This is a genomic window from Flavobacterium profundi (assembly GCF_006491645.1).
GTDB classification, from domain to species: domain Bacteria; phylum Bacteroidota; class Bacteroidia; order Flavobacteriales; family Flavobacteriaceae; genus Flavobacterium; species Flavobacterium profundi.
On sequence record NZ_VDCZ01000012.1, the window covers coordinates 1 to 22,825 of the forward strand.

Annotated in this window: 26 protein-coding genes; 14 read left to right on the plus strand and 12 right to left on the minus strand. The window is 31.4% G+C overall.

The features are described 5' to 3' along the window. Nucleotides 1-145: 145 nt before the first annotated feature. Nucleotides 146-1,594 carry a glyceraldehyde-3-phosphate dehydrogenase gene (locus tag FHG05_RS14370; RefSeq protein ID WP_140998799.1) on the minus strand — a complete coding sequence of 483 codons (1,449 nt, stop codon included), beginning with the start codon at nt 1,592-1,594 and terminating at the stop codon, nt 146-148. Nucleotides 1,595-1,748: 154 nt separating this feature from the next. Here FHG05_RS14370 and FHG05_RS14375 point away from each other — a divergent pair, with 154 nt between their 5' ends. Further along, a complete protein-coding gene (locus tag FHG05_RS14375) occupies nt 1,749-2,381 on the plus strand; it encodes an acyloxyacyl hydrolase (RefSeq protein ID WP_140998800.1) in 633 nt (210 codons plus the stop codon). Between the two features lie 67 nt (nt 2,382-2,448). Here the strand turns inward: FHG05_RS14375 and FHG05_RS14380 are convergent, their stop codons facing one another. After that, nucleotides 2,449-3,831, minus strand: a complete 1,383-nt coding sequence (locus FHG05_RS14380) for a S1C family serine protease (RefSeq protein ID WP_140998801.1) — start codon at nt 3,829-3,831, stop codon at nt 2,449-2,451. A 293-nt stretch (nt 3,832-4,124) separates the two neighbouring features. Between FHG05_RS14380 and dapF the strand changes: the two genes are divergently transcribed. The 5 genes from dapF to FHG05_RS14405 all read left to right on the plus strand — a co-directional run bounded on the left by dapF (nt 4,125) and on the right by FHG05_RS14405 (nt 8,253). Further along, nucleotides 4,125-4,916 carry a diaminopimelate epimerase gene (gene dapF, locus FHG05_RS14385; RefSeq protein WP_140998802.1) on the plus strand — a complete coding sequence of 264 codons (792 nt, stop codon included), beginning with the start codon at nt 4,125-4,127 and terminating at the stop codon, nt 4,914-4,916. Then, nucleotides 4,916-5,449: a GNAT family N-acetyltransferase gene (locus tag FHG05_RS14390; protein ID WP_140998803.1), complete on the plus strand. Its 534-nt coding sequence runs from the start codon at nt 4,916-4,918 to the stop codon at nt 5,447-5,449. Before dapF ends, FHG05_RS14390 begins: the two co-directional genes overlap by 1 nt. A 4-nt stretch (nt 5,450-5,453) precedes the next feature. Further along, nucleotides 5,454-6,494: an endolytic transglycosylase MltG gene (mltG, locus tag FHG05_RS14395; RefSeq protein ID WP_140998804.1), complete on the plus strand. Its 1,041-nt coding sequence runs from the start codon at nt 5,454-5,456 to the stop codon at nt 6,492-6,494. Nucleotides 6,495-6,629: 135 nt separating this feature from the next. Then, entirely contained in the window at nt 6,630-7,502 is an 873-nt protein-coding gene (locus FHG05_RS14400; protein ID WP_140998805.1) for a DUF2279 domain-containing protein, read from the plus strand. A 97-nt stretch (nt 7,503-7,599) separates the two neighbouring features. After that, the gene (locus FHG05_RS14405) at nt 7,600-8,253 is read left to right on the plus strand and encodes a lysozyme family protein (RefSeq protein WP_140998806.1); all 654 of its coding nucleotides are present in this window, start codon (nt 7,600-7,602) and stop codon (nt 8,251-8,253) included. 4 nt (nt 8,254-8,257) lie between these two features. On the opposite strand, the gene FHG05_RS14410 is transcribed toward FHG05_RS14405, so the two are convergent. From FHG05_RS14410 to dnaA, 3 genes are read right to left on the minus strand one after another with little or no spacing between them, the layout of a single operon-like run. Beyond that, entirely contained in the window at nt 8,258-8,989 is a 732-nt protein-coding gene (locus tag FHG05_RS14410) for an SAM-dependent methyltransferase (RefSeq protein WP_140998807.1), read from the minus strand. A 3-nt stretch (nt 8,990-8,992) separates the two neighbouring features. Next, the gene (locus tag FHG05_RS14415) at nt 8,993-9,448 is read right to left on the minus strand and encodes a low molecular weight protein-tyrosine-phosphatase (protein WP_140998808.1); all 456 of its coding nucleotides are present in this window, start codon (nt 9,446-9,448) and stop codon (nt 8,993-8,995) included. Nucleotides 9,449-9,451: 3 nt separating this feature from the next. Beyond that, complete coding sequence (dnaA, locus tag FHG05_RS14420) at nt 9,452-10,879, minus strand: chromosomal replication initiator protein DnaA (RefSeq protein ID WP_140998809.1); 1,428 nt, start codon at nt 10,877-10,879, stop codon at nt 9,452-9,454. Between the two features lie 199 nt (nt 10,880-11,078). Here dnaA and FHG05_RS14425 point away from each other — a divergent pair, with 199 nt between their 5' ends. Further along, nucleotides 11,079-11,480: an acyl-CoA thioesterase gene (locus FHG05_RS14425; RefSeq protein WP_140998810.1), complete on the plus strand. Its 402-nt coding sequence runs from the start codon at nt 11,079-11,081 to the stop codon at nt 11,478-11,480. Nucleotides 11,481-11,484: 4 nt separating this feature from the next. On the opposite strand, the gene FHG05_RS14430 is transcribed toward FHG05_RS14425, so the two are convergent. Genes FHG05_RS14430 through ribD form a run of 4 tightly spaced genes read right to left on the minus strand, consistent with a single transcriptional unit; the run spans nt 11,485 to nt 14,622 of the window. Beyond that, nucleotides 11,485-12,105: an IMPACT family protein gene (locus FHG05_RS14430; RefSeq protein WP_140998811.1), complete on the minus strand. Its 621-nt coding sequence runs from the start codon at nt 12,103-12,105 to the stop codon at nt 11,485-11,487. Next, complete coding sequence (locus FHG05_RS14435; RefSeq protein ID WP_140998812.1) at nt 12,106-12,963, minus strand: EamA family transporter; 858 nt, start codon at nt 12,961-12,963, stop codon at nt 12,106-12,108. Next, entirely contained in the window at nt 12,963-13,568 is a 606-nt protein-coding gene (locus FHG05_RS14440; RefSeq protein ID WP_140998813.1) for an HAD family hydrolase, read from the minus strand. Before FHG05_RS14440 ends, FHG05_RS14435 begins: the two co-directional genes overlap by 1 nt. After that, nucleotides 13,561-14,622: a bifunctional diaminohydroxyphosphoribosylaminopyrimidine deaminase/5-amino-6-(5-phosphoribosylamino)uracil reductase RibD gene (ribD, locus tag FHG05_RS14445; protein WP_140998814.1), complete on the minus strand. Its 1,062-nt coding sequence runs from the start codon at nt 14,620-14,622 to the stop codon at nt 13,561-13,563. The genes FHG05_RS14440 and ribD overlap by 8 nt, the downstream gene beginning before the upstream one ends. 82 nt (nt 14,623-14,704) lie before the next feature. Here ribD and FHG05_RS14450 point away from each other — a divergent pair, with 82 nt between their 5' ends. Both FHG05_RS14450 and prmC read left to right on the plus strand, forming a co-directional pair. Next, nucleotides 14,705-15,184 (plus strand): GNAT family N-acetyltransferase, encoded by a 480-nt coding sequence (locus tag FHG05_RS14450; protein ID WP_140998815.1) that lies wholly within the window; start codon nt 14,705-14,707, stop codon nt 15,182-15,184. 15 nt (nt 15,185-15,199) lie between these two features. After that, complete coding sequence (gene prmC, locus FHG05_RS14455) at nt 15,200-16,048, plus strand: peptide chain release factor N(5)-glutamine methyltransferase (protein WP_140998816.1); 849 nt, start codon at nt 15,200-15,202, stop codon at nt 16,046-16,048. A 3-nt stretch (nt 16,049-16,051) separates the two neighbouring features. On the opposite strand, the gene FHG05_RS14460 is transcribed toward prmC, so the two are convergent. Further along, entirely contained in the window at nt 16,052-17,293 is a 1,242-nt protein-coding gene (locus tag FHG05_RS14460) for an ABC transporter permease (protein ID WP_140998817.1), read from the minus strand. A gap of 119 nt (nt 17,294-17,412) precedes the next feature. On the opposite strand from FHG05_RS14460, the gene FHG05_RS14465 reads away from it, so the two are divergent. The 3 genes from FHG05_RS14465 (at nt 17,413) to trxB (ending at nt 20,319) form a co-directional block, all read left to right on the plus strand. Further along, nucleotides 17,413-17,790: a four helix bundle protein gene (locus FHG05_RS14465; RefSeq protein ID WP_140998818.1), complete on the plus strand. Its 378-nt coding sequence runs from the start codon at nt 17,413-17,415 to the stop codon at nt 17,788-17,790. A gap of 57 nt (nt 17,791-17,847) precedes the next feature. Further along, the gene (gene hisS, locus FHG05_RS14470) at nt 17,848-19,281 is read left to right on the plus strand and encodes a histidine--tRNA ligase (RefSeq protein WP_140998819.1); all 1,434 of its coding nucleotides are present in this window, start codon (nt 17,848-17,850) and stop codon (nt 19,279-19,281) included. Nucleotides 19,282-19,371: 90 nt separating this feature from the next. Beyond that, entirely contained in the window at nt 19,372-20,319 is a 948-nt protein-coding gene (gene trxB / locus FHG05_RS14475; protein ID WP_140998820.1) for a thioredoxin-disulfide reductase, read from the plus strand. A gap of 49 nt (nt 20,320-20,368) precedes the next feature. Here trxB and FHG05_RS14480 read toward each other — a convergent pair whose 3' ends face one another. Further along, on the minus strand, nt 20,369-20,593 hold the full coding sequence (locus FHG05_RS14480; RefSeq protein WP_198172272.1) for a helix-turn-helix domain-containing protein: 225 nt from the start codon (nt 20,591-20,593) through the stop codon (nt 20,369-20,371). A 250-nt stretch (nt 20,594-20,843) separates the two neighbouring features. Here FHG05_RS14480 and FHG05_RS14485 point away from each other — a divergent pair, with 250 nt between their 5' ends. Next, nucleotides 20,844-21,035 carry a hypothetical protein gene (locus FHG05_RS14485; protein ID WP_140998821.1) on the plus strand — a complete coding sequence of 64 codons (192 nt, stop codon included), beginning with the start codon at nt 20,844-20,846 and terminating at the stop codon, nt 21,033-21,035. Nucleotides 21,036-21,099: 64 nt separating this feature from the next. After that, nucleotides 21,100-21,906 carry a glutaminyl-peptide cyclotransferase gene (locus FHG05_RS14490; RefSeq protein ID WP_140998822.1) on the plus strand — a complete coding sequence of 269 codons (807 nt, stop codon included), beginning with the start codon at nt 21,100-21,102 and terminating at the stop codon, nt 21,904-21,906. A gap of 2 nt (nt 21,907-21,908) precedes the next feature. Here FHG05_RS14490 and FHG05_RS14495 read toward each other — a convergent pair whose 3' ends face one another. Continuing rightward, on the minus strand, nt 21,909-22,742 hold the full coding sequence (locus tag FHG05_RS14495; RefSeq protein ID WP_140998823.1) for a GIN domain-containing protein: 834 nt from the start codon (nt 22,740-22,742) through the stop codon (nt 21,909-21,911). Between the last annotated feature and the right edge of the window lie 83 nt (nt 22,743-22,825).

Genomic DNA, 22,825 nt, shown 5'->3' on the forward strand with positions numbered 1-22,825 from the left:
GTTTTTCTAAAACTAATCTTACGCATTCTAATTTAAATGCATAATCGTACTTGACTTTTCTTTCCATAAAAATACCCCCAAATAGTGTCTAACTTTTTGGGGGCAGTGCAAAACGGCGCTTTTTTATTTAAAAATGCATTGTCTATTAATAATACGTATAACGTCTTACTTTAGAAATATATTTGGCTAATCGAATCACTTGATGGCTATAGCCATATTCGTTATCATACCAAACATACATCACGATATTTTTACCATCTGCAGAAACAATTGTTGCATTACTGTCATAAATAGATGGAGCAGAAGTACCTACAATATCAGAAGAAACTAATTCGTTATTTAATGAGTATTTAATTTGCTCTACTAATTTCCCTTCTAAAGCATATTTTTTCATGATATTGTTTAAATCAGCTACAGAAGTTTCTTTGTTTACTTCTAAATTTAAAACAACTAATGAACCATTTGGAACTGGTACACGAATCGCATTAGAAGTTAGTTTTCCGGCCAAAGTTGGTAATGCTTTTGCAACAGCGCTTCCAGCACCAGTTTCTGTAATTACCATGTTTAAAGCTGCAGAACGTCCTCTACGGTATTTTTTATGCATATTGTCTACCAAGTTTTGATCATTGGTATACGCGTGGATAGTTTCTATATGACCTTTTACAACTCCTAATGTGTCTTCAACTACTTTTAAAATTGGAGTAATTGCGTTTGTAGTACAAGATGCCGCTGAGTAAATGGTAACTTCGTCTGGATTAAAATCTTCATGGTTTACCCCATAAACAATATTAGGAACTCCTTTACCTGGTGCAGTTAATAAAACTTTATCTACACCTTTAGAAGTTAAATGTCTTTTTAAAGCTTCTTCAGTGGTGAAAGCTCCTGTGTTATCAATTACTAAAGAATCTTCAATACCATAATTAGTATAATCAATTTCTTCAGGGCTTGAAGCGGTGATAATATGTACTGTTGTACCATTAATAATTAAAGCGTTGTTTTCAATATCTGCTTGAACGGACCCCTCAAAATCACCATGTACAGAATCATAACGTAATAAAGAAGCTCTTTTTTCTAATAAAACAGCATCCGTTTTATCACGAGTAACGATAGCTCTTAATCGCAATTGTTGTCCTTTACCAATTTTACTCATCATTTCGCGAGCTAAAAGACGTCCAATTCTACCAAAACCATATAATACTACATCTTTTGGTTTGATTTCTTTATATTCTTTGGCATTCTTTAATTTGTCAATTACAAAAGCTTTAGAGTCGTTGTATTTATCATCTTCTAAATGGTATTCATACGTAAGTTTACCAATATCAATTCGTGAAGGTGGTAAATCTAAACTTTGAATAGCACTAGCAATTTCAACAGAATCAAAAATATTAATTGGTTTTTCAACAAATTGTCCTGCATATTCATGAAGGTTGATAATGTCACTCACGCTTCTGTCAATCAATTGATTTCTAAAAAGAATTAATTCAATAGACTTGTCATACCATAAATCACTGATGATTTTAATAAATTCGACACATGCTTTTCTTCTATCTGCTTGAAACGTAAGCTCTTTTTCGTATAAAGTGTTGTTGTTCATGAAGTAAAATATAAAATGGTGTTGTGTAATTTTTTTGCAAAAGTACTCATTTCAATCGTTTTCGTAAAATATTTTTTTAAATAAAAAATCACTATAAAAATATTTTGTCTCCAAGTAAATTAAAGTAATTTTGGAACTACTAATTGAACCCAAAATGAAATTTGTTTTTACGGCTATTTTCTGCTCACTTTATTTTATTGCTTATTCTCAAGAACAAACTACTGAAAAAAAATGGTTGCGAATTGGTTTAGTATCTGGATATACTTCCCAAGACACCTTTTTAAAACAAGATAGCGATTATTTGTATGAAAATATTAGTTATAAAATCTCCAGTCATTTTAATTTATCTAAAAAGGATAATCATACTTGGGAATTATTAGTAGAACCTAGTTATTACAGATCAAGGCATCAGTTGTTTAATTATTGGTTTATTAGTCATACGGTACCAAATGGAGATGAATTAAGAGCTAAATTCATGCCTTTTAAGTCCATGAACGAATACGTTCTAAATTTGGGGGTTATATATCGTTATTATTTTAATTCTAAAACTTCTGTATATGGTTTGGCTAATGTAGGTCCTATGTATATAGATACAGAGACTGAACGTTTGCAAAAAGGATTTGCTTTTAGTGATATTTTTGGCTTAGGTTCTAATTACAAATTAGGACGTATTTCTATAGATGTAAAATGTTTATTTAGACATGTATCCAATGCCAATCTTCAAAAGCCAAATTTTGGATATAATGCAATAGGTTTTGAATTGGGCACGTATTACGAATTTAATTAAATAAAAGAAGCAGGATTCTTCTTTAAAAGAATCCTGCTTTTACTTAAATAATAATGAAGATGAAAAATTAAAAGATAACCTGTATCAATTGACCATCACTTGTGATCAATTTGTATTGTGACCTTGGGTTTCTTTTACTTTTAATATACGTAGTCACTTTTTCAGCATCTTCTGCTTTTCTTCCGTCAACAGTCAGTACAATACTACCTTGTAAGGCTTCAGCATATTCCATTATTTCAGGGTTTTTTATGGTTTTAATGCGTACACCATAATCTATTTTGTTTTCTTTTTTCTCATTGCTAGAAATATCTTCAAATTCTACACCATTGGCTTCTAATATCAATAATTCTCTTTTGGTTAATTTAACTGGAATGATTTTTTCACCTCCTTCTCTTAAAACCGTAACATTAACTGTTTCTTCAGGACGTTTAGAGTTAATATATGTAGTTAAATCATTGAATTTGTTGATTTTTTTGTTATCTATCTTCACAATGATATCTCCTTCTTTAATTCCTGCTTTTTCAGCTCCCGATTTTTTGGTAACACCACCTACATAAAATCCTTGTGTTTCATTTACTCCAATTTCTTTTGAGAAAACACTATTCAATTCTCTACCTTCAATTCCTAAAACACCTCGTTGCACATTTCCAAACTGCATCAAATCTTCAATAATTTTTCGGGTTATATTAGAAGGTACTGCAAATGAATATCCTGTATAACTACCTGTTGGAGAAGAAATCATAGTATTAATGCCAATTAATTCACCACGTGTATTCACTAATGCGCCACCACTGTTTCCTGGGTTAACTGCTGCATCTGTTTGAATAAAAGATTGTAAACCTTGATTGCTTAAATCTCTAGCTTTAGCCGATACAATTCCAGCAGTTACGGTCGATGTTAAATTGTAGGGATTGCCCACTGCTAAGACCCATTCGCCCACTTTAAGGTTTTCTGAGTCACCAAAAACAATATACGGGAGTTTTTCGTCTGTATCAATTTTAATTAAAGCAATATCCATGCTAGAATCGGTACCAATTAACTTGGCTTTGTAACTCTTATTATTGTTTAGAGTGACTTCTAATTGGCTAGCATTATCAATTACATGATTATTGGTAACAATATACCCATCTTCTGAAATAATAACTCCAGAACCTGTTCCTATTTGCATTTGTTGTTGCGTACCACCTCTTCCGTAACCAAAAATGTATTCCATTGGATTACTGTACACTCTTTGTAAAGTCATATTTTTAACATGGACAACACTGTGAACTGCAGTTTCGGCAGCAGCAGTAAAATCAATATTTTCAGCTCCTAAGGCTACATTTCTTGTGTAGTTTGGAGCTACTGTAACTACTGAATTATTTTCGGGTTCTAAAAATAATTTGTAAGCACCTAAAGTAATGGCTCCACTTAATAATGCCACTAAAAAAATACTTCCTAATCGTTTCATATAAATTAAATTTTCTATAGTTATAAAAATGGGTTATTTTTTATTTAAATGTTTTTAAATAATGAAAACACATCTAAAAAAATAACAATAACGTTATGATATGATTCCATTGTAAAATTAAACACAATATTTTAACAAAAAACCAGTTTAACGCTCGCTTAACAATGTTTAACATCTTATTAGTAATTCAAAATTGTAAGATCTAAGATGATTAAAATTAAGTTAGGTATACGAAAGAATAGTTTTCAATCGTTATTTCTTTGTTTTATCTTTGTATCTTATTATTCACATACATGAACCTTACATTTTATAAATATCAAGGAACGGGAAATGATTTTGTTATGATTGACAATCGTACCAACTTCTTCCCCAAAAATAATACCAAACTCATTGCATTTTTATGTGATAGAAGATTTGGAATAGGTGCAGACGGATTAATTTTATTAGAGAATCATGAACACTACGATTTTAAAATGGTGTATTATAATTCGGATGGAAATGAGAGTAGTATGTGCGGGAATGGTGGAAGATGTCTCGTAGCTTTTGCAAAGCAATTGAATATTATTTGGGATAAAGCTGATTTCGAAGCTATTGATGGTTACCATTATGCGACTATTGATGAAATTAATAAAGTCTCTTTGCAAATGAAAGATGTAGATGAATTACAAGTGTTTGAGAATTATACGTTTTTAAACACAGGTTCACCGCATCATGTGGAAACCGTTACAGATTTAGCACAATTTGATGTAAAAACTATTGGTGCTCAAATTCGATATTCCGATTTGTATGGAAAAGCAGGTAGCAATGTTAATTTTGTAGAACAAATTGACAGTGACAAATTTGCAGTACGTACTTATGAAAGAGGAGTAGAGGATGAAACATTATCTTGTGGCACTGGAGTAACTGCAGTAGCAATTGCAATGTATCATAATCAGTTTACCAATTCTAATAAAGTGAATTTGAAAGTAGAAGGTGGTGATTTAGAAGTGAATTTTGAAGCAAATAACGGAAAATATACACATGTTTTTTTAACAGGTCCAGCAAAATTTGTTTTTGAAGGAACCATCGAAATCGAAGCTATATAGTGATTACTTTAAAAGGACAACATATCTATTTAAGAGCATTAGAACCTGAAGATTTAGAGTTCGTTTATGCAATTGAAAACAATGAGGAAATTTGGGAAATTAGTAATACACAAACCCCTTATAGTAGGTTTTTAATTCGCCAATATCTTGAAAACGCACATCAAGATATTTATGAAGCCAAACAACTCAGATTAGCGATTTGTCTCTTGAATTCTGATGTAGCTGTTGGATTAATTGATTTGTTTGATTTTGATCCCAAAAATAGTAGAGCAGGAATCGGTATTTTAATCCAAAAAGAAGAAGATAGAACCAAAGGAATCGGGACCGAAGCACTTCAATTAGTAATACAATATGCATTCCATCAATTGCAATTACATCAATTATATGCAAACATTGGTACTGAAAACTCACGTAGTTTGCAACTTTTTTCTAAATTTGGTTTTCAGAAAATCGGAATCAAGAAAGATTGGAATCTAAACAATGGGAAGTACCAAGATGAATATTTGTTTCAATTAATTAATTTTAAAAAATAGCCAATTGAATTTAAAAAAAATAGTTGCTTTTATAGCAGTAGCAGGAATTATAGTAGCAGGAATTGTAGCTTTTGTAATCTATAACAAGGCTTTTGTTCCGAATACAAAATTTACTCAAAATGAGGTGTACGTTTATATTCCAACGAATGCTTCTTACGAAGAAGTGAAAGATACGTTAAGTCATTATTTAGTAGATTTAGATAAATTTGACTTTATGGCTACCAATCGCAAATACAACCAAAATATAAAAGCAGGTCGTTTTTTATTGAAAAAAGGGATGTCTAATTTTGATGTTGTACGTGCCTTACGATTGAATGTGCCTGTTAAAGTAGCTTTTAATAATCAAGAAAGTATTGGAAATTTAGCTGGAAGATTAGCATCACAAACAGAACCAGATAGTTTGGATTTTGTAAAAGCCTTTACTGATCCAACATTTTTATCTGAAAATGAATTTACAGAAGAAACGGTTTTAGCTCTTTTTATTCCAGATACTTATGAGTTTTATTGGAATACATCTGCGGAAAAAATAGCAGATAAAATGGCTAAATCCTATCGAAGATTTTGGAATAATGAAAGAAGGATGAAAGCAGCGGATAAAAATCTTTCTCTTATACAAGTGGCTACATTGGCTTCTATCGTGCATAAAGAAACGGTTAAAGTAGAGGAAAGACCAAGAGTAGCGGGTGTTTATTTGAATAGATTGGCTACTGGAATGCCTTTGCAAGCGGATCCAACGATAATTTATGCCTTAAAAAAACGTTCAGGCGATTATAATCAAGTGATTAAAAGAGTCTTGTATGAAGATTTAAAAATAGATTCTCCTTACAATACCTATGTGAATGCAGGTTTGCCTCCAGCACCTATTACGATGCCAGATATTTCTGCTATAGATGCCGTCTTAAATGCAGAAAAACACGATTACTATTACTTTTGTGCCAGTCCTTCAAAACCAGGTTATCATGCTTTTGCTGCTAATTATGCACAACATCAAATCAATGCAAGAGAATACAGTCAGTGGGTAAATAAATTAGGAATTAACAGATAGTTTTTGAAGCGATTCATCCCTACATATTTGGTTTCCTTTTTCCTGTTTTTTGTTGCAATCTTTTCTTATTTTAAACTAAATAAGAAAAGGATTTTCACGTCAACCAGGGCTAGTTGGGGTTTCATTTTCTTTTGGGTGAGTTTTTTTTCGTATTCGCAATCCCAACTCAATTTATTTTTAAAACCTTCGGATACTTTAAATAGTAATAGAAAAAAAAGTGTTTACATAGCGGAATCAGTGGTTTTAGGAGGCACGTTAATTGGGTTAAATCAATTATGGTATAAAGACTACCCTAAAAGTAACTTTCATTTTATAAATGATAATGAAGAATGGCTTCAAATGGATAAATTGGGTCATATGTATTCGTCTTATCATTTGGGTAGGATAGGAGCAGAAGCTTTAGCATGGAGTGGTGCTTCTCAAAAAGAACAATTGTTGTATGGAGCGACTTTAGGTTTGGGTTTTTTAACTGTAGTCGAAGTTTTTGATGGTTTTTCTCAAGAATGGGGTGCTTCTTCAGGAGATATGATTGCCAATGTTACAGGAACTGCTTTATTTGTTTCTCAAGAATTACTTTGGAAAGAGCAACGAATTACACCTAAATTTTCTTTTCATCAAACCCGATATGCAGCTTTGCGACCTGAAACTCTTGGAAACGGATTGCAAGAAGAAATACTAAAAGATTATAACGGACAAACCTATTGGTTGTCTTTTAATTTGCATTCTTTTTTTAAAAAAGAATATCTCCCTAAATGGCTTAATCTAGCTGTTGGTTATGGTGGTGATGGAATGGTTTTTGGAAATCACCAAGAAGCTTTGAATGCTAATTTTAACACTTCCATTTCACGTCAATTTTATCTGAGCTTTGACCTAGATTTGACGAAAATTAAAACAAACTCCCATTTTTTAAAGACTATTTTTTCCGTTTTTAACACGGTAAAAATTCCGGCTCCAACGCTCCAAACTACTGATTTTAACGGATTTAAAATGCACTTTATCTATTTTTAGAAAACTTTAACAAGCTCATAATCAATATTGTAAATTTTGTCGTATCTTTGCCCCCGGAAATTTCAGTGCTGTGGCAGGGCCTGAGAAATTAAAATTTATGATAAAAAAAGGTTCGTATTTTTTTGGATTGACCATCCTAGTAGTATTAGTTTCATCGGGATTTAATTCGTATGAAATTGAAAAAGTAGAAGGGTTTCATTTAGGAGAAAATGAGAAAATTTCGTACTCAGTTCCTAGTGAGAATGAAGATGAAATCGAAATCGAGAGCAGCTTAGTAGCTGTCCCTTACGTTGGAAAGACTTTTGTTGGTTTTAAACAAGCATTAGCTTTCAAAGAATCAAGAGGTATTTTAAACATGGTGAACTCTTATGGGTACATGGGTAAATATCAATTTGGAAAAAGTACATTGCGTTCTGTAGGAGTTTATGACTTTGATGAGTTCTTAAGAAATCCAGAATTGCAAGACAAAGCATTTAAAGCTTTAATTGCAAAAAACAAATGGGAATTAAGAAAAGAAATTAAAAAGTATAACGGAAAAGTTATAAATGGTGTTAAAATTACAGAATCAGGTTTAATTGCTGCTGCTCACCTTGGAGGTGCTGGTTCAGTAAAAAGATACCTAAGAAGCAATGGTCAAAGAGGTTTCAAAGATGGTTTTGGTACTTCGCTAAGAAGTTACATTAAAAAATTTGGAGGTTATGATATTTCTCACATTGCTCCAAATAAAAATGCCAAAGCTAAAATTAGTTAGTTAATTACATTTTATGTACAATGAAAATGCAAGGTCGCTTATGTAAGTCGACCTTGTTTTTTTTCCACTCTGCTACAGTTCTAGTCTTAATAAATTCTGTAGGAAGTGTAATATCGCAAGCAATACATAAATGTGTATTTGGTTGTAATAGTTGTAATAAATCGTCCACTAATTTATTGTTTCGATACGGAGTCTCAATAAAAAGTTGGGATTGATTTTTTTCTTGTGATATACGTTCTAGGTACTTTACTTCGTTTTTCTTTTCATTTGCATCTATGGGTAAATAACCATTAAAAGCAAAACTTTGTCCGTTCATACCACTCGCCATTAAAGCTAATAAAATAGAACTTGGACCTACTAAGGGAACTACTTGAATCCCTTTTTCATGAGCTAATTTTACAATAACAGCACCTGGATCGGCTATACCAGGACAACCAGATTCGCTTAATAAACCTACGTTTTTACCTTCCAATAAAGGTTTAATCATAGTGTAATGTTCAGAAACCTCTGTATGCTTGTTTAATAATGAAAGTTTTAAATCGGATTGTTTTTTTTCAGGTTGTATTATTTTTACAAAGCGACGCGCTGTTTTTTCATTTTCTACGATGTAATCGTCAATAAAATCAATACTTCTTTTAATAGTTTGAGGTAATACGTCTTCAGGAACTACAGTTGTTTCTCCTGGATTAGATAAAGTACAAGGAATCAAATAGAGTTTTCCAAAAGAGGTATTCATAGTTTACTTTATTTTTTTTGCAATGACATCGCATGCTTTGTCTAACATTTGGTAAACATTTTCAAATCCTTCTTCTCCTCCATAATAAGGATCAGGTACTTCAACGTTTTCATTAGGAAAAAGCTCATTTAAAATTAATTTTACTTTGGCTTTCGCTTCTGAATCAGGGGCTAATTGAAGAATATTTTTGTAATTTGACATATCCATTGCATAAATAAAATCAAATTGTTCAAAATGTTTTGCTGTAAAATGTTGGGCTCTCTGGTCGGTAATATCAATTCCATATTTTTTAGCAATGGCAATCGAACGTTTGTCTGGTAGTTGTCCTACATGCCAATCTCCTGTTCCAGCTGAGTCTACTACAAATTGATCTTTAGGTAGTTTGCTTTTTAAAATACCTTCTGCCAATGGTGAACGACAGATATTTCCTAAGCAAACCATTAAGATTTTTGGAGCCATTTTTTATAAAGAAAGTTTTTTATTAATATCGTCGACAAACTTTCTGAATTGTTTGTCGGTTGTGACTAAGTTATCGACTGTTTTACAAGCATGCAATACAGTAGCGTGGTCTCTATCTCCAATTTGATTTCCAATGTTAGCTAAGGAAGACTTAGTGTATTTTTTTGCAAAAAACATGGCCAATTGTCTGGCTTGTACCACATGTCTTTTTCTTGTTTTAGATTGAAGTGTTTCAATGTCTAATTGGAAATAATCGGATACGATTTTTTGAATATAGTCGATAGAAATTTCTCTTTTTACATTTTTTACAAACTTTTCAACTACTTGTTTTGCTAATTCAATAGTCACTTCCCGTTTGTTGAAAGAAGATTGAGCAATTAATGAAATGATAGCGCCTTCTAATTCTCTTACGTTACTTTTGATGTTTTTAGCAACATATTCAATGATTTCTTCAGGCATTTCAACACCATCTCTATATAAAATATTTTTTAAAATAGAAATTCTTGTTTCGTAATCAGGCTGATGTAATTCAGCAGACAATCCCCATTTAAATCGAGAAAGTAAACGTTGTTCAATATCTTGCATGTCTACCGGAGCTTTGTCAGAAGTTAAAATAACTTGTTTTCCGTTTTGATGCAGATGGTTGAATATGTGGAAGAATACATCTTGAGTTCCAGATTTTCCTGATAAAAATTGAACATCATCTATAATAAGAACGTCAATTAATTGGTAAAAATGGATGAAGTCATTTCTTGTATTTTTCTTAACCGAATCGATATATTGTTGGGTGAAAATTTCAGCTGAAATATATAAAACTGTTTTTTCAGGGAATTTATCTTTTATTTCCACACCAATGGCATGAGCTAAGTGGGTTTTACCTAAACCTACACCGCCAAAAATTAATAATGGATTAAAAGAAGTTCCACCTGGTTTATTGGCTACTGCCATTCCAGCACTACGAGCCAATCGGTTGGAATCACCTTCTAAAAAATTATCAAAACTGTAATTCGCATTTAATTGCGAATCAATATTAATATTTCTAATTCCAGGAATGATAAAAGGATTTTTTAATTCTGGATTTTTTTGAACAATAGGAACATCAACTTCTTGCGTTTTTACCGCCTGACGATTGTTACTAGGAATTTGTTCAGTGAATGGAAGTTTGTTCCCGTAGGTGTTTTCCATTTTAATTTTATAAAGCAACTTTGCGCTTTGTCCTAACTCTTTTGTTAGGGCTACTTTTAAAAGCTTTACATAGTGCTCTTCTAACCATTCATAAAAAAATTTACTAGGTACTTGGATAGAAAGTGCGTTATCATTAAGGTCAACTGCCTGTATCGGTTCAAACCATGTTTTATAGGCTTGTTCCTGTATGTTATCTTTTATAAACAACAGACAATTTTTCCATACTGATTGCGCAGTTTTATCCATATATTTGTTTTTTTTTATAATTATTTAGCTTTTTATAGTAGTTGTCTTACAAAGATGAATGAGTTAATAGCTTTGTAAACGGGAGAACAAATATGTGAACAATTTTTGGTAAAAAAAAACAAAAACGCTATTGATTTTTAAAAAAAAATATTGTAAGCCTGTAAAGGGTTGCTTAACGTTAAATTAAGATGTATTTAATATGAGAGAATATCAGTTTGAAGTGCGTGTAAGATATGCTGAAACAGATCAAATGGGAGTAGTGTATCATGGTAATTATGCGCAATACTTTGAAATGGGAAGAGTAGAATGGCTAAGAAACTTAGGGGTTTCATATAAATGGATGGAAGAAAACGGGATTATGTTACCAGTGGTTTCTTTGCAAATGAATTATAAGAAGCCAGCGCGTTATGATGATGTGTTAACTGTGAAAACAATCTTCAAAAGTCAAACCTCTGTTAAGATAGAATTTGATTATGAAATTTATAATGATAAGGAAGAGTTATTAACAACGGGTTATTCTATGTTAGTATTTGTAAACATGAAAACAGGCAGGCCAACTTTACCTCCAGATTATGTAAGTGAGCGAATAAAACAGCTGTAGTTTTTTAAGTTGTTATTTTTTTACAGTCTATTTCAAATAAAGACTCAAATAATGCTGTGATTTTTGTTTCGTTTTGTTTTCGAGTTGCAATTTCAATTTGGCAGTTCATTTCCATTTTTTGTGAAATAATTTGTAATTGGTGTTCTTTAATCACACGCATTACTTTATTCATGTTTTTATAATCAAAAGTGATGAGAAAATGAACGTCAATCGTTTTTTCAACAATAGTTGCATTTTCAAGTGCCAATTGAGCTGCTATTTTATATGCTGAAATTAAACCGCCTACACCTAATTTAACGCCTCCAAAATAGCGAACTACTACTATTAAAATATTGGTTACATCAAAAGATTGGATTTGACCATATATTGGAGCGCCAGCACTGTTATTAGGTTCTCCATCATCATTAGCGCGGTAATATTTGTTTTCTGTACCAATTTGAAATGCATAACACCAATGTCTGGCAGCATGATGTTGTTTCTTTAATTCCGAGATGTGTTCTTTTATTTGTTCTTCATTCGTAACAGGAAATGCATAACCATAAAATTTGCTATTTTTTTCTTTGAAGAGTACTTCTTCAGATGGAATTTCAATTGTTTTATAAGTGTCGGTGTCAGTTAAACTCATTTAAAAAGATACTAATACTAATGCCAGTATCGCTAAGGCAATACCTACATAATTTTGTTTTTTTAATTTTTCTTTGAATAAAAGAAGTCCAATTAATGTGGTCAACAAAATTACGCCAATATTTATTAATGTGAACAAAGTTGCGCTTTGAATTTTTTCATTTTGCAAGGCACGGATTAGAAAATACATGGAAAAATAATTAGGAATACCTAAAGCAATGCCGCCAATTAAGTTTTTAAAGTGAAATTCAAATTGGTTTTTATAATGTTGGTAAACGAAAACCAAGCAGCCTACTAAAAAAGCACTTAGGAAGGTGAAAGAAGAAAACAAGCTGGTATCAGCTAAAGGTACTTTTGTTTTTTGAATAAAATGAATGCTGGTATCAATAATTCCTGAACCAAAAAAAAGTAATATAGGAAACATGAAATTAGTGGTTTCAATAGTGGTTGTGCTTTTTTTGGTCGTAAAATAAACCGCAAATAAGGCTGTTCCGATTCCTATAGCTTTTAAAAAACCAATACTTTCTTTAAAGAATAGAAGCCCGAATAAAACAGGTATTATCAAGGACATTTTACTAGCTACAGAGGCTACAGAAACGCCATTGAGTTGCGAAGTTTTTCCCATAGTAAAAAAAATAGCTATGAAAAGACTTCCTAGATACATGCAATATAATAACCAGGGTTTTTGCAGTGTTGTCGCTATAGAAATGGATTGCTCAGTAGTGTAGATGCCTACTATAAAAGCTACGATGTAATTGCAAACAATAGCTTGAAATGTATTGATGTTATATTTGGTAAAATATTTAAAAACAACAAATAAAAGCACAGAGAAAAAAATAGCCCAAAAAAGAGAAATCATCAAATGGTTTTTATAAATTCTAGTAAGGACGTAACATCTTCAGTTTTTGGGTTAAGGTGCCAAGTTTGTAAACCAGCTTTTTTTGCGCCTTCAATATTTTCTAATTTATCATCTACAAAAAGTGTTTTTTTGGGAACCAAATTATGATTACCAATGATGTATTTATAGGTGTTTTCGTCTGGTTTTCTTTTACCAATTTCAAACGAAAAATAGACTTTTTCAAAACAACCATAAAAATCACGCGCAAAAGATTGTCCTACTTTGTGTTCAAATTTATCAATATGGGTGGAATCGGTATTGCTGAGTAAAAACAAGCGATATTTGGAAGAAATCATTTGAAGGAATTCTAATCGATACAAAGGGAAGTCTAATAACAAGGCGTTCCAGGCCTCTCTAATAGTTACTAGATCGGCATTGTGTGTATGTTTCTGAATGCCTTCGATAAAGGCTAATTCGTCTATTTTGCCTACTTCATATTTTTTATTTAATATATCTAAATCGGAATTCCATTCCTTTACGCCTAGTTGCTCTAAAGCCCTCTCTGTAGCACCATAATCTAAATTGATGAAAACATCACCAAAATCAAAAATAATTGTATCAATCATGATTTCTGAATAATTTAAGTGTATCGTCCATTATGCTAATTGTTTCTAAAGCTGTTGAATTAAGAATCGGGGCTTTAATTCCTGAATTCAATTTTTGATTGCCTTTAAAAACACGAGCTTCGTCCCATAAATTTAAATCTATAAAGGATTGCAAGGTTTGACTGCCTCCTTCAATAATTATAGATTGGATTTCTTTTTTGTGCAAACGATTTGTTAAAATTAATAAAAAATCAGTATTAAAAACAATATTTTCGTAAATAATATTTTCATTTTTTGTTAAAATATCATTTTCTGTAAAGATAATTGTTTTTGTAGTGTTGTCTTTAACTGCATAATTATCAGTTATTTTATTGGATTTATCCAATACAATTCGAATGGGATTATTCCCTTTAAAATCACGTGCATTTAACTTTGGATTGTCCTCTAAAACAGTGGTTGTACCTACTAATATACCTTGTTCTTCAGTTCTCCATTTATGTACCATTTGTCTAGAATAGGGATTGGTTATCCAAACGGGACTTAATTTATGATGTTCTTTTGTTCTTAAAGAACTATCTGGAGCAATAAAACCGTCTTTACTTTCCGCCCATTTTAAAATAATATAAGGTCTCTTTTTTTGATGAAAAGTAAAAAAGCGTTTGTTTAACTCGTTGCATTCTTTTTCCAAAACGCCTACTATAACTTCGCAATTATTCTCCCGTAGTTTTTTAATCCCATTTCCTGCTACTTTTGCAAAAGGATCAATGGTTCCTACTACAACTTTTGGAATTTTATGGGTAATGATTAAATCGGAACAAGGTGGTGTTTTTCCAAAATGACTGCAAGGCTCTAAACTAACATAAATAGTTGCTTTGGAAAGTAAGGATTTGTCTTTTACAGATTGAATAGCATGTACTTCAGCATGTGCTTCTCCTGCTTTTCTGTGCCAACCTTCGCCAATAATTCTATCGTTATACACAATTACACTACCCACAAGTGGATTAGGATATGTGGTTCCTAAACCATTTTTAGCCAGTTGGATGCATCGCTTCATGTATAACTCATGTGTATTCATCTTACAAATGTAGTATTTTTAATATATATTTTAGAATGGATTTGTGGCAAATTATGTACTTTTACCACACAAATTTGTAGTTATGATTCTTAGAAAAATCGAACCTAAAGATAATGCACAAATAGCTAAAGTTATTCGTGATGTTTTTGATGAATTAGATGCCCCAAAAGTAGGAACTGCTTATGCGGATCCTATTTTAGATACTTTGTTTGAAGTGTATCAGCAACCTAGAAGTGTTTATTATGTAGTTGAAAATGAAGGTGTCGTTTTGGGAGGTTGTGGTATTGCTCCTTTAGAAAATGGAGCAACTCATATTTGCGAATTGCAAAAAATGTATTTCGCACCTGAAATTAGAGGTACGGGAATGGCTAAAACAATGATTGAAAATTGTTTGCAATTTGCCAAAGAAAATGATTTTACTCTTTGCTATTTGGAAACCTTGTCTTTTATGAAAGCTGCTCAAAAATTATATACTAATTTAGGGTTTAAAGCTATCGATGCTCCTTTAGGTTGTACAGGTCATAGTAGTTGTGAAGTTTGGATGACCAAAGAGTTGCAATAATAGAAATTAAGAAAAATGCTTTTAAAAGATTATAAAAAAAAATTCATTGCAAATCTTGAACCTTTGTTTGATCCAATGGAATCTGAAAGTTTCTTTTTTCTGATTCTAGATGATTTGCATCAGATGAAAAGAGTAGATTTGGCTTTACAACCTGATTTTGAAATTTCGGATACCGAACTCTTTAAATGGAATGAAATACTTTTCCAATTAAAAAAAGAAAAACCAATTCAATATATTTTAGGGGAAACCGAATTTTATGGTTTGCGTTTTTTTGTCAATGAAAACACCTTAATTCCAAGACCAGAAACGGAAGAATTGGTACAATGGATTATTGAATCGCAAAATAAATCTTCTCAAGAAATCACTATTTTAGATATAGGAACGGGTTCTGGTTGTATACCCATTGCAATAAAGAAAAATCTATCGAATGCAAACGTTAGTGCGATAGATGTTTCTAAAGAAGCACTTTTGGTTGCGGAAAGAAATGCTGTTTTAAATGGAGTTGCTGTTCATTTTATACATCAAGATATCTTACAAACCGAAGCTTTGGAAACCTTTTACAATGTTATCGTATCCAATCCTCCTTATGTGAGAGATCTTGAAAAAGAGGAAATCAAGAAAAACGTATTGGATTACGAACCTCATTTGGCATTGTTTGTAACCAATGAGGATGCATTACTTTTTTATCGAAAAATTGCACAATTAGCCAAACATAGTTTAACACCAAACGGCTATTTGTTTTTTGAAATCAATCAATATCTAGGCTCGGAAACCGTTAGCTTATTGCAAGACTTAGGGTTTCAAAACGTTACATTGAAAAAAGATATTTACGGAAACGACCGAATGATTCGTTGTACGTTGTAATTATTACTCGTAACGAAGTGCTTCAACCGGATCTAGTTTAGAGGCTTTAATTGCTGGATATAAACCTGAAATAATAGTTACAATTAATGTAGTAATAAAAGCTGCAAACATCGCTAACCAAGGAATTACAAAGGAAAATCCAAATAATAATGCTAATACGGTTCCTAATATAATTCCAAAAATAATTCCTAAAATACCTCCAATTTGACTGATAATAAAAGTTTCTGTGAAGAATTGCCATGCAATCGTGCTTCTTTTGGCACCAAGTGATTTTCGTATACCAATTTCTCGCGTTCGTTCACTTACCGATACTAACATAATATTCATCAAGGCAATGGTGGAACCAAAAACCGTAATAGCACCAATAATCACCGCTACTAAGTTAATAACGGCTAAATTTGATCCTAACGTTTGAATTAAATCATCACTGCGTTCAATACCAAAATTATTTTTTTGAATAGGATTCAAGCGTCTAATTAATCGCATGGTTAAGGTAGCATTGTCAACCGCTTCATCCAGTAACGCTTCGTTATGTACTTTTACATCTAAATCATAGTTGATGTTAGGTGCAGAAAAAATGGAACGCGCAATTTGATTGGGAATTAAAACACGTAAATCTTGACTGTTTCCAAAGGTTGAACCTTTTTCCTTTAGTACACCTATGACTTTAAATTTAGCACCACGAATAGAAATTGTTTTATCTAAAGGATTTTTATCTTTAAACAATCCTTTTTCAAAATCAGAACCTAAAATACAGACATAATTGTTGTTGGAAACATCAAAGGAGTTGAAATTTCTTCCTTTAACCACTTCTAATCCTTTATTCGGACAAAAGTTCTCATCCACACCTACAATGTTAATTTCTGGATCGGTTTTGTCTCCCTGATACTTTACTTCAATACCACTTGCTGCGGTAAAAGATAAGGAAGTTGTAGTGTAAGGAAAATTGAATTTATCTTTAAAGGCTTTAGCCTGCGGATAACTAATAATAGGATTTATTTTTTGATCGGCATCGTTACGATTAATTTGAGCTGAAAAATCATACCGACTTATGGAAAATGTATTGGCTCCCATAGAGGCAAAATTGCCAAATAAATTTTTCTCTAAGGCTTTCGTTAAGGTTAAAATACCTACCAAAAAGGTAATTCCTAACATAATAATGAAAACCGTTAACGATGTACGCAAAGCTTGACCCTTAATGGAATCGATTGCTATTCTTGTATTTTCTCTAAATAATCCTATCATAACGACTATTAGACTTTAGAATACAAATTTTGTTACATAAAAATGTAGAATTTAGAATTTAGAATTTAGAAAAACGATAAAAAGAGTAATTTTATAATTCAAAAAAATAAAATTTTTAAATGAGCGAAAAAGATTTAAAAACAAGAACAAAATCTTTTACATTATCTATTCTTGATATTGTTGAAGAAATAACACCTACTATTTCTTCTAAAGTTATTATTTATCAAATTTCTAAATCAGGAACTTCAGTAGGTGCTAATTATCGTGCATCTTGTAGAGCAAGAAGTGATAAAGAGTTCTTGTCAAAAATGAATATTGTTTTAGAAGAAACTGATGAAACTTTATTTTGGCTTGAAATTATAAAAGAAAGAAATTTAATAAAAAATGATAAAATCAAAAAAGCAATACTTGAAGCCAATGAATTAGTTTCTATATTTGTAACCATTATTAAAAACACTAGAAAAAGAATAGAAAACGAGAGTCAAAAAAAAGTCTGAATGGATAATTTATACTACTCATTTTCTAAATTCTAAATTCTAAATTCTAAATTTAAAATGGCTCAAAAACCAAGTATACCAAAAGGAACACGCGATTTTTCTCCTATTGAAGTCGCAAAACGCAATTATATTTTCAGTACGATAAAAACCAATTTCGAAAAATTTGGTTTTCAACCTATTGAAACGCCTTCTTTTGAAAATTCGGAAACCTTAATGGGAAAATATGGAGAAGAAGGTGATCGCTTGATTTTTAAAATATTAAATTCAGGAAATTATTTTTTTAGTAAGAATAAGATTGAATTACCAAATAATATTGTCGAACTTCAACATAAATCAGCGGAAGATATTTCAACAGAGGAGCTTATCGAATTAAATAAATTTACCAGTAAAATTTCAGAAAAAGCCTTACGCTACGATTTAACGGTTCCTTTTGCACGTTATGTGGTGCAACACCAAAATGAAATTGAGTTTCCGTTTAAAAGGTATCAAATTCAACCGGTTTGGAGAGCAGATCGTCCTCAAAAAGGTCGTTTTAGAGAGTTTTACCAATGTGATGCGGATGTTGTGGGTTCTAATTCGCTTTGGCAAGAAGTAGAATTGGTACAATTATACGATTCCGTTTTTAGCCAATTAGGTTTAAATGGAGTTACCATTAAAATTAACAATCGTAAAATATTATCAGGAATTGCTGAGGTAATTGGTGCTTCTGACAAATTAATCGATTTTACAGTTGCTTTGGATAAATTGGATAAAATTGGAGAAGAAGGTGTTAAAAAAGAAATGTTAGAAAAAGGAATCTCTAATGAAGCGATTCTAAAAGTGCAGCCTTTATTCAGTTTTACGGGAACCATTGTTGAAAAAATAGAAAAGTTAGCGCAATTACTGGCTACTTCAGAAGAAGGAATGAAAGGAGTGGAAGAGTTGCAATTCATTTGTGAGCATGTAAATGAAATTGGTTTACAAACTGCTACATTAGATTTAGACGTTACTTTAGCACGCGGGTTAAATTATTACACAGGAGCTATCTTTGAAGTGACTGCTCCAAAAGGTGTGGCTATGGGTTCCATTGGAGGTGGTGGTCGTTATGATGATTTAACCGGTATTTTTGGTTTGAAAAATATGAGTGGTGTAGGGATTTCGTTTGGTTTAGACCGAATCGCTTTGGTAATTGAAGAATTAAACTTATTTCCAGAAACTGTTACTGCAACTTCTAAAGCGTTATTCTTAAACTTTGGATTAGAAGAAGCCAAATATGCTATGAAAGCTATTGCAAAATTAAGACAAGAAGGAATTAAAGTTGAAATGTATCCGGATGCAACAAAAATTGGGAAACAGTTTCAACATGCGGATAAAAGAGGCATTCCATTTGCTGTTTTAGTTGGGGAAGAAGAAATGAAAAATAAGCAATACGGAGTTAAAAATTTAGTTACTGGTGACCAACAAAAATTGTCTTTTGAAGAATTGGTTAACCTATTAAAAGAGAATAAATAATCCTTATTGTGAAATAGTTATTTTGTAAGTAATAGTACATTTCATTTGGTTCAAAATTGTTACTTTTGGGCTTCAATAAAAAAATAGATCATGTCAGATACAATAGAAAAAGTAAAATGTTTAATTATAGGTTCGGGTCCAGCAGGATATACTGCAGCTATTTATGCGGCTAGAGCCAATATGTTTCCGGTTTTGTACCAAGGTCAGCAACCAGGTGGACAATTGACTACTACAAATGAAGTGGAAAATTTTCCAGGTTACCCAAATGGAATCACAGGTCCGGAAATGATGATAGAATTACAAGAACAAGCCAAACGTTTTGGTACCGATATTAGAGATGGTTGGGCAACTAAAGTAGATTTTTCAGGAACGATTCATAAAGTATGGATTAATGATACGATTGAAATTCATGCAGAAACCGTTATTATTTCAACGGGTGCTACTGCAAAATATTTAGGCTTACCTTCAGAACAAAAATATTTACAATTAGGAGGAGGAGTTTCTGCTTGTGCGGTTTGTGATGGATTTTTCTATAGAAATCAAGAAGTAGTAATTGTTGGAGCAGGAGATAGCGCTTGTGAAGAGGCGCATTACTTGTCTAACATTTGTAAAAAAGTGACGATGTTAGTTAGAAGTGACCAATTTAGAGCATCTAAGATTATGGAAGCTCGTGTTAGAAATACACCTAATATTGAAATTTTAATGCATACCGAAACAGAAGAAGTTCTAGGTGATGGGCAAGTAGTTACTGGTGTGAAAGCTAAAAACAGAGCAACTGGTGAAGTAGTAGAAATTCCAGCAACTGGATTTTTTGTGGCAATTGGTCATAAACCCAACACCGATATTTTTGCCGACTATTTAGATTTAGATGAAACGGGATATATTAAAAATATTCCAGGTACAGCTAAAACCAATGTTGCGGGCGTTTTTGTAGGTGGTGATGCTGCGGATCATGTGTATCGTCAAGCGATTACAGCTGCAGGAACAGGCTGTATGGCTGCATTAGACGCGGAACGATATTTGGCTGCAAAACATTAAAAGAGAAAAAATATAGAATAAAAAAAGTCATTCGTAAGAATGACTTTTTTTATTCAATTTCTTTAAAGAAATCAGAAAGCGATATTTTAAAATAGTTACATATTTTTGAAAGTGTGGAAATTGTAATATTTGTCTTTCCTTGTTCGATTCTTGCCAAGTGAATTCCAGTATCAAAATAAAATGTTTCTAATGTTACATTATTAGATTTTCTCAATTCTTTGATATTGAGAATAATTTTGATTAAAAGTTCTTTATCTTGAAACTGTTTTGGCACTATGCAATTTCAAATTACTTTAACAAAAAATTAATTACATATTTGTCATTTTTTTTAATTCCTTTTTATATTTTTGAAGAAGATATCATAGTTATAAATTCATGTTAAAACCGATTCATAAATATTTTATGATGATTAAAAATATTCTTGCGCAGGAATAGTCATAAATTCAAATGACTTTAAATGTTTGGACAAATTTTAATTTTATTACTTTTTTTAAATGAAAAAATCAATTTTAAATTTGAGTGGAGTGTCAGTATTGACTAAAAAAGAACAAAAAAATGTTGTTATTCTTGGAGGAGGAGATGAATTAATTACAAATCCGCCTAAATTACGTAAACCGCTTCCATTTGGTATTGAAGGTTCTCAATTTATGTGTACTATGTATTATGGTGTTGGGTGGACTTACGTTGGTTATGGTACTTGTATTCATCATAACTAATTATTATATTTGATTATTTAAGTTCGGATATTTGTCCGAACTTTTAATTTTAAATTATCTATAAATGAAAATTAAAATTGTATTTATTCTTTCAATTTTTAGTCTTATTGCTTGCAAAAAAGAAAAAAATAATGATTCTAAAGTTTCTTCAACTGTATTTAAACAATATGCTGTAAAAAAAGTTTTTCCACATGATACAAATTCATTCACTGAGGGTCTTTTTTTAAGTGAAGGTGTTTTATTTGAAAGTACAGGTGCTCCTGAAAATATGGTAAATACTAGGTCTCTTTTTGGGGAATTAAGTTTGGAAACAGGTAAAATTGATGTTAAAGCTGAACTAGATAAAAGCATTTATTTTGGTGAAGGTATTGCTAAGGCAAATAATAAAATTTTTCAATTAACTTACTTGAATAAAATTGGCTTTGTATATGATGCTGAAACATATCAACAATTGAATACTTTTAAATTTGAAAATAATGAAGGTTGGGGTTTAACAAATATTGGTGATTCAATTCTTGTTATGAGCGATGGTACAGATGTATTGACTTTTTTAGATGTAAATACTCAAAAACCTACAAAAAAAATTAAAGTTACAGAATATGGAAACCCAGTTTATAGATTGAATGAATTAGAATATGTAAATGGTTTTATTTATTCCAATGTTTACACTGAAAATAGAATTTTAAAAATAGATATTAAAACAGGAAAAGTAATAAAATCAATTGATTTATCGAGTTTATATTTTGATGCTAAAAATAGATTTGTTGGTTCTATGGAAATGAATGGTATTGCTTACAATTCTAAAAATGGCACGTTTTATATAACTGGAAAAATGTGGCCTATTCTTTTTGAGATTGAAATTTTTGATTAAAATTATTTCTCTTTTTTGTATAAAGTTGTCGTATTCGTAAATTTTCTTATTTCAATTTTAGGCTCGCCATATAATTCCACTTGGGTTTTCCCAGAAGCAGATAAGGCAATTTCATTGGCAGCGTTTACTTCACACTTCGCATAGTTTTCCACTGTTAAATCCATTGTTCCTACCGTAAATTTCTTAGCTGTTAAAAGCGTGCTATTGTCTAATCGGATTTTTGCATTTGCAGCGTCACCTTCAATTGTAGCTTCTGCTTTTTCATACATGTCTATTTTTATTTCTGGTGAAGCGACTAAGGCTTTTAATTCGGCACTTTTGCTTAATTCTAAAACAGTATTCTGCGCTTTAATGTTTAATTCCGCTTCAGATTTGTCATTTAAAATAAGTTTAAACGAATTGGAATTAACATTCAAATAAGAAGCTGAATTATCGAAATTTTGAATGGTAATGCTATCTAATTGTAAGGCATTCAATGCATGTAATTTGGCATCATTTTTTACAGTGATAAGTTTTAGGTCTGAAGCATAATTTACGCGTAAATCAAATTTTTTAGCACTGCTAACTGTTTTTAAGGTAGTTACTCGTAATGTGTTTCCTGTAACAACAAAATTCACTACATCGTGTAAATTGTCATCTGCTTCAATTTCAATGGATGGAGTGTCTGCTTTAACCAAATAGATTTCTACATTGTCTTCTACTTCAATATTGACAAAATTTTCAACTTCTTTAATCGTGTGGGTAATAATTTTCGAACCTTTAATTTTATCTTTTTTTTGAGCAAAAATAGTAGTGAAAGTAAATAATACTACAAGTGAAAAAGCTATTTTCTTCATGTTATATAATGTGATTTGATGGGTTAAGTTATACAATAATCATTCCAAAAAAGGATTCTGAAAAAAGAATAACATAGAGCAAA

Coding starts and splice junctions, on each gene's coding strand:
- FHG05_RS14370 (WP_140998799.1), bottom strand. CDS start 1,594: ATGAACAACAACACTTTATACGAAAAAGAGCTTACGTTTCAAGCAGAT.
- FHG05_RS14375 (WP_140998800.1), top strand. CDS start 1,749: ATGAAATTTGTTTTTACGGCTATTTTCTGCTCACTTTATTTTATTGCT.
- FHG05_RS14380 (WP_140998801.1), bottom strand. CDS start 3,831: ATGAAACGATTAGGAAGTATTTTTTTAGTGGCATTATTAAGTGGAGCC.
- dapF (WP_140998802.1), top strand. CDS start 4,125: ATGAACCTTACATTTTATAAATATCAAGGAACGGGAAATGATTTTGTT.
- FHG05_RS14405 (WP_140998806.1), top strand. CDS start 7,600: ATGATAAAAAAAGGTTCGTATTTTTTTGGATTGACCATCCTAGTAGTA.
- FHG05_RS14410 (WP_140998807.1), bottom strand. CDS start 8,989: ATGAATACCTCTTTTGGAAAACTCTATTTGATTCCTTGTACTTTATCT.
- FHG05_RS14415 (WP_140998808.1), bottom strand. CDS start 9,448: ATGGCTCCAAAAATCTTAATGGTTTGCTTAGGAAATATCTGTCGTTCA.
- dnaA (WP_140998809.1), bottom strand. CDS start 10,879: ATGGATAAAACTGCGCAATCAGTATGGAAAAATTGTCTGTTGTTTATA.
- FHG05_RS14425 (WP_140998810.1), top strand. CDS start 11,079: ATGAGAGAATATCAGTTTGAAGTGCGTGTAAGATATGCTGAAACAGAT.
- FHG05_RS14430 (WP_140998811.1), bottom strand. CDS start 12,105: ATGAGTTTAACTGACACCGACACTTATAAAACAATTGAAATTCCATCT.
- FHG05_RS14435 (WP_140998812.1), bottom strand. CDS start 12,963: ATGATTTCTCTTTTTTGGGCTATTTTTTTCTCTGTGCTTTTATTTGTT.
- FHG05_RS14440 (WP_140998813.1), bottom strand. CDS start 13,568: ATGATTGATACAATTATTTTTGATTTTGGTGATGTTTTCATCAATTTA.
- ribD (WP_140998814.1), bottom strand. CDS start 14,622: ATGAATACACATGAGTTATACATGAAGCGATGCATCCAACTGGCTAAA.
- FHG05_RS14450 (WP_140998815.1), top strand. CDS start 14,705: ATGATTCTTAGAAAAATCGAACCTAAAGATAATGCACAAATAGCTAAA.
- prmC (WP_140998816.1), top strand. CDS start 15,200: ATGCTTTTAAAAGATTATAAAAAAAAATTCATTGCAAATCTTGAACCT.
- FHG05_RS14460 (WP_140998817.1), bottom strand. CDS start 17,293: ATGATAGGATTATTTAGAGAAAATACAAGAATAGCAATCGATTCCATT.
- FHG05_RS14465 (WP_140998818.1), top strand. CDS start 17,413: ATGAGCGAAAAAGATTTAAAAACAAGAACAAAATCTTTTACATTATCT.
- hisS (WP_140998819.1), top strand. CDS start 17,848: ATGGCTCAAAAACCAAGTATACCAAAAGGAACACGCGATTTTTCTCCT.
- trxB (WP_140998820.1), top strand. CDS start 19,372: ATGTCAGATACAATAGAAAAAGTAAAATGTTTAATTATAGGTTCGGGT.
- FHG05_RS14490 (WP_140998822.1), top strand. CDS start 21,100: ATGAAAATTAAAATTGTATTTATTCTTTCAATTTTTAGTCTTATTGCT.
- FHG05_RS14495 (WP_140998823.1), bottom strand. CDS start 22,742: ATGAAGAAAATAGCTTTTTCACTTGTAGTATTATTTACTTTCACTACT.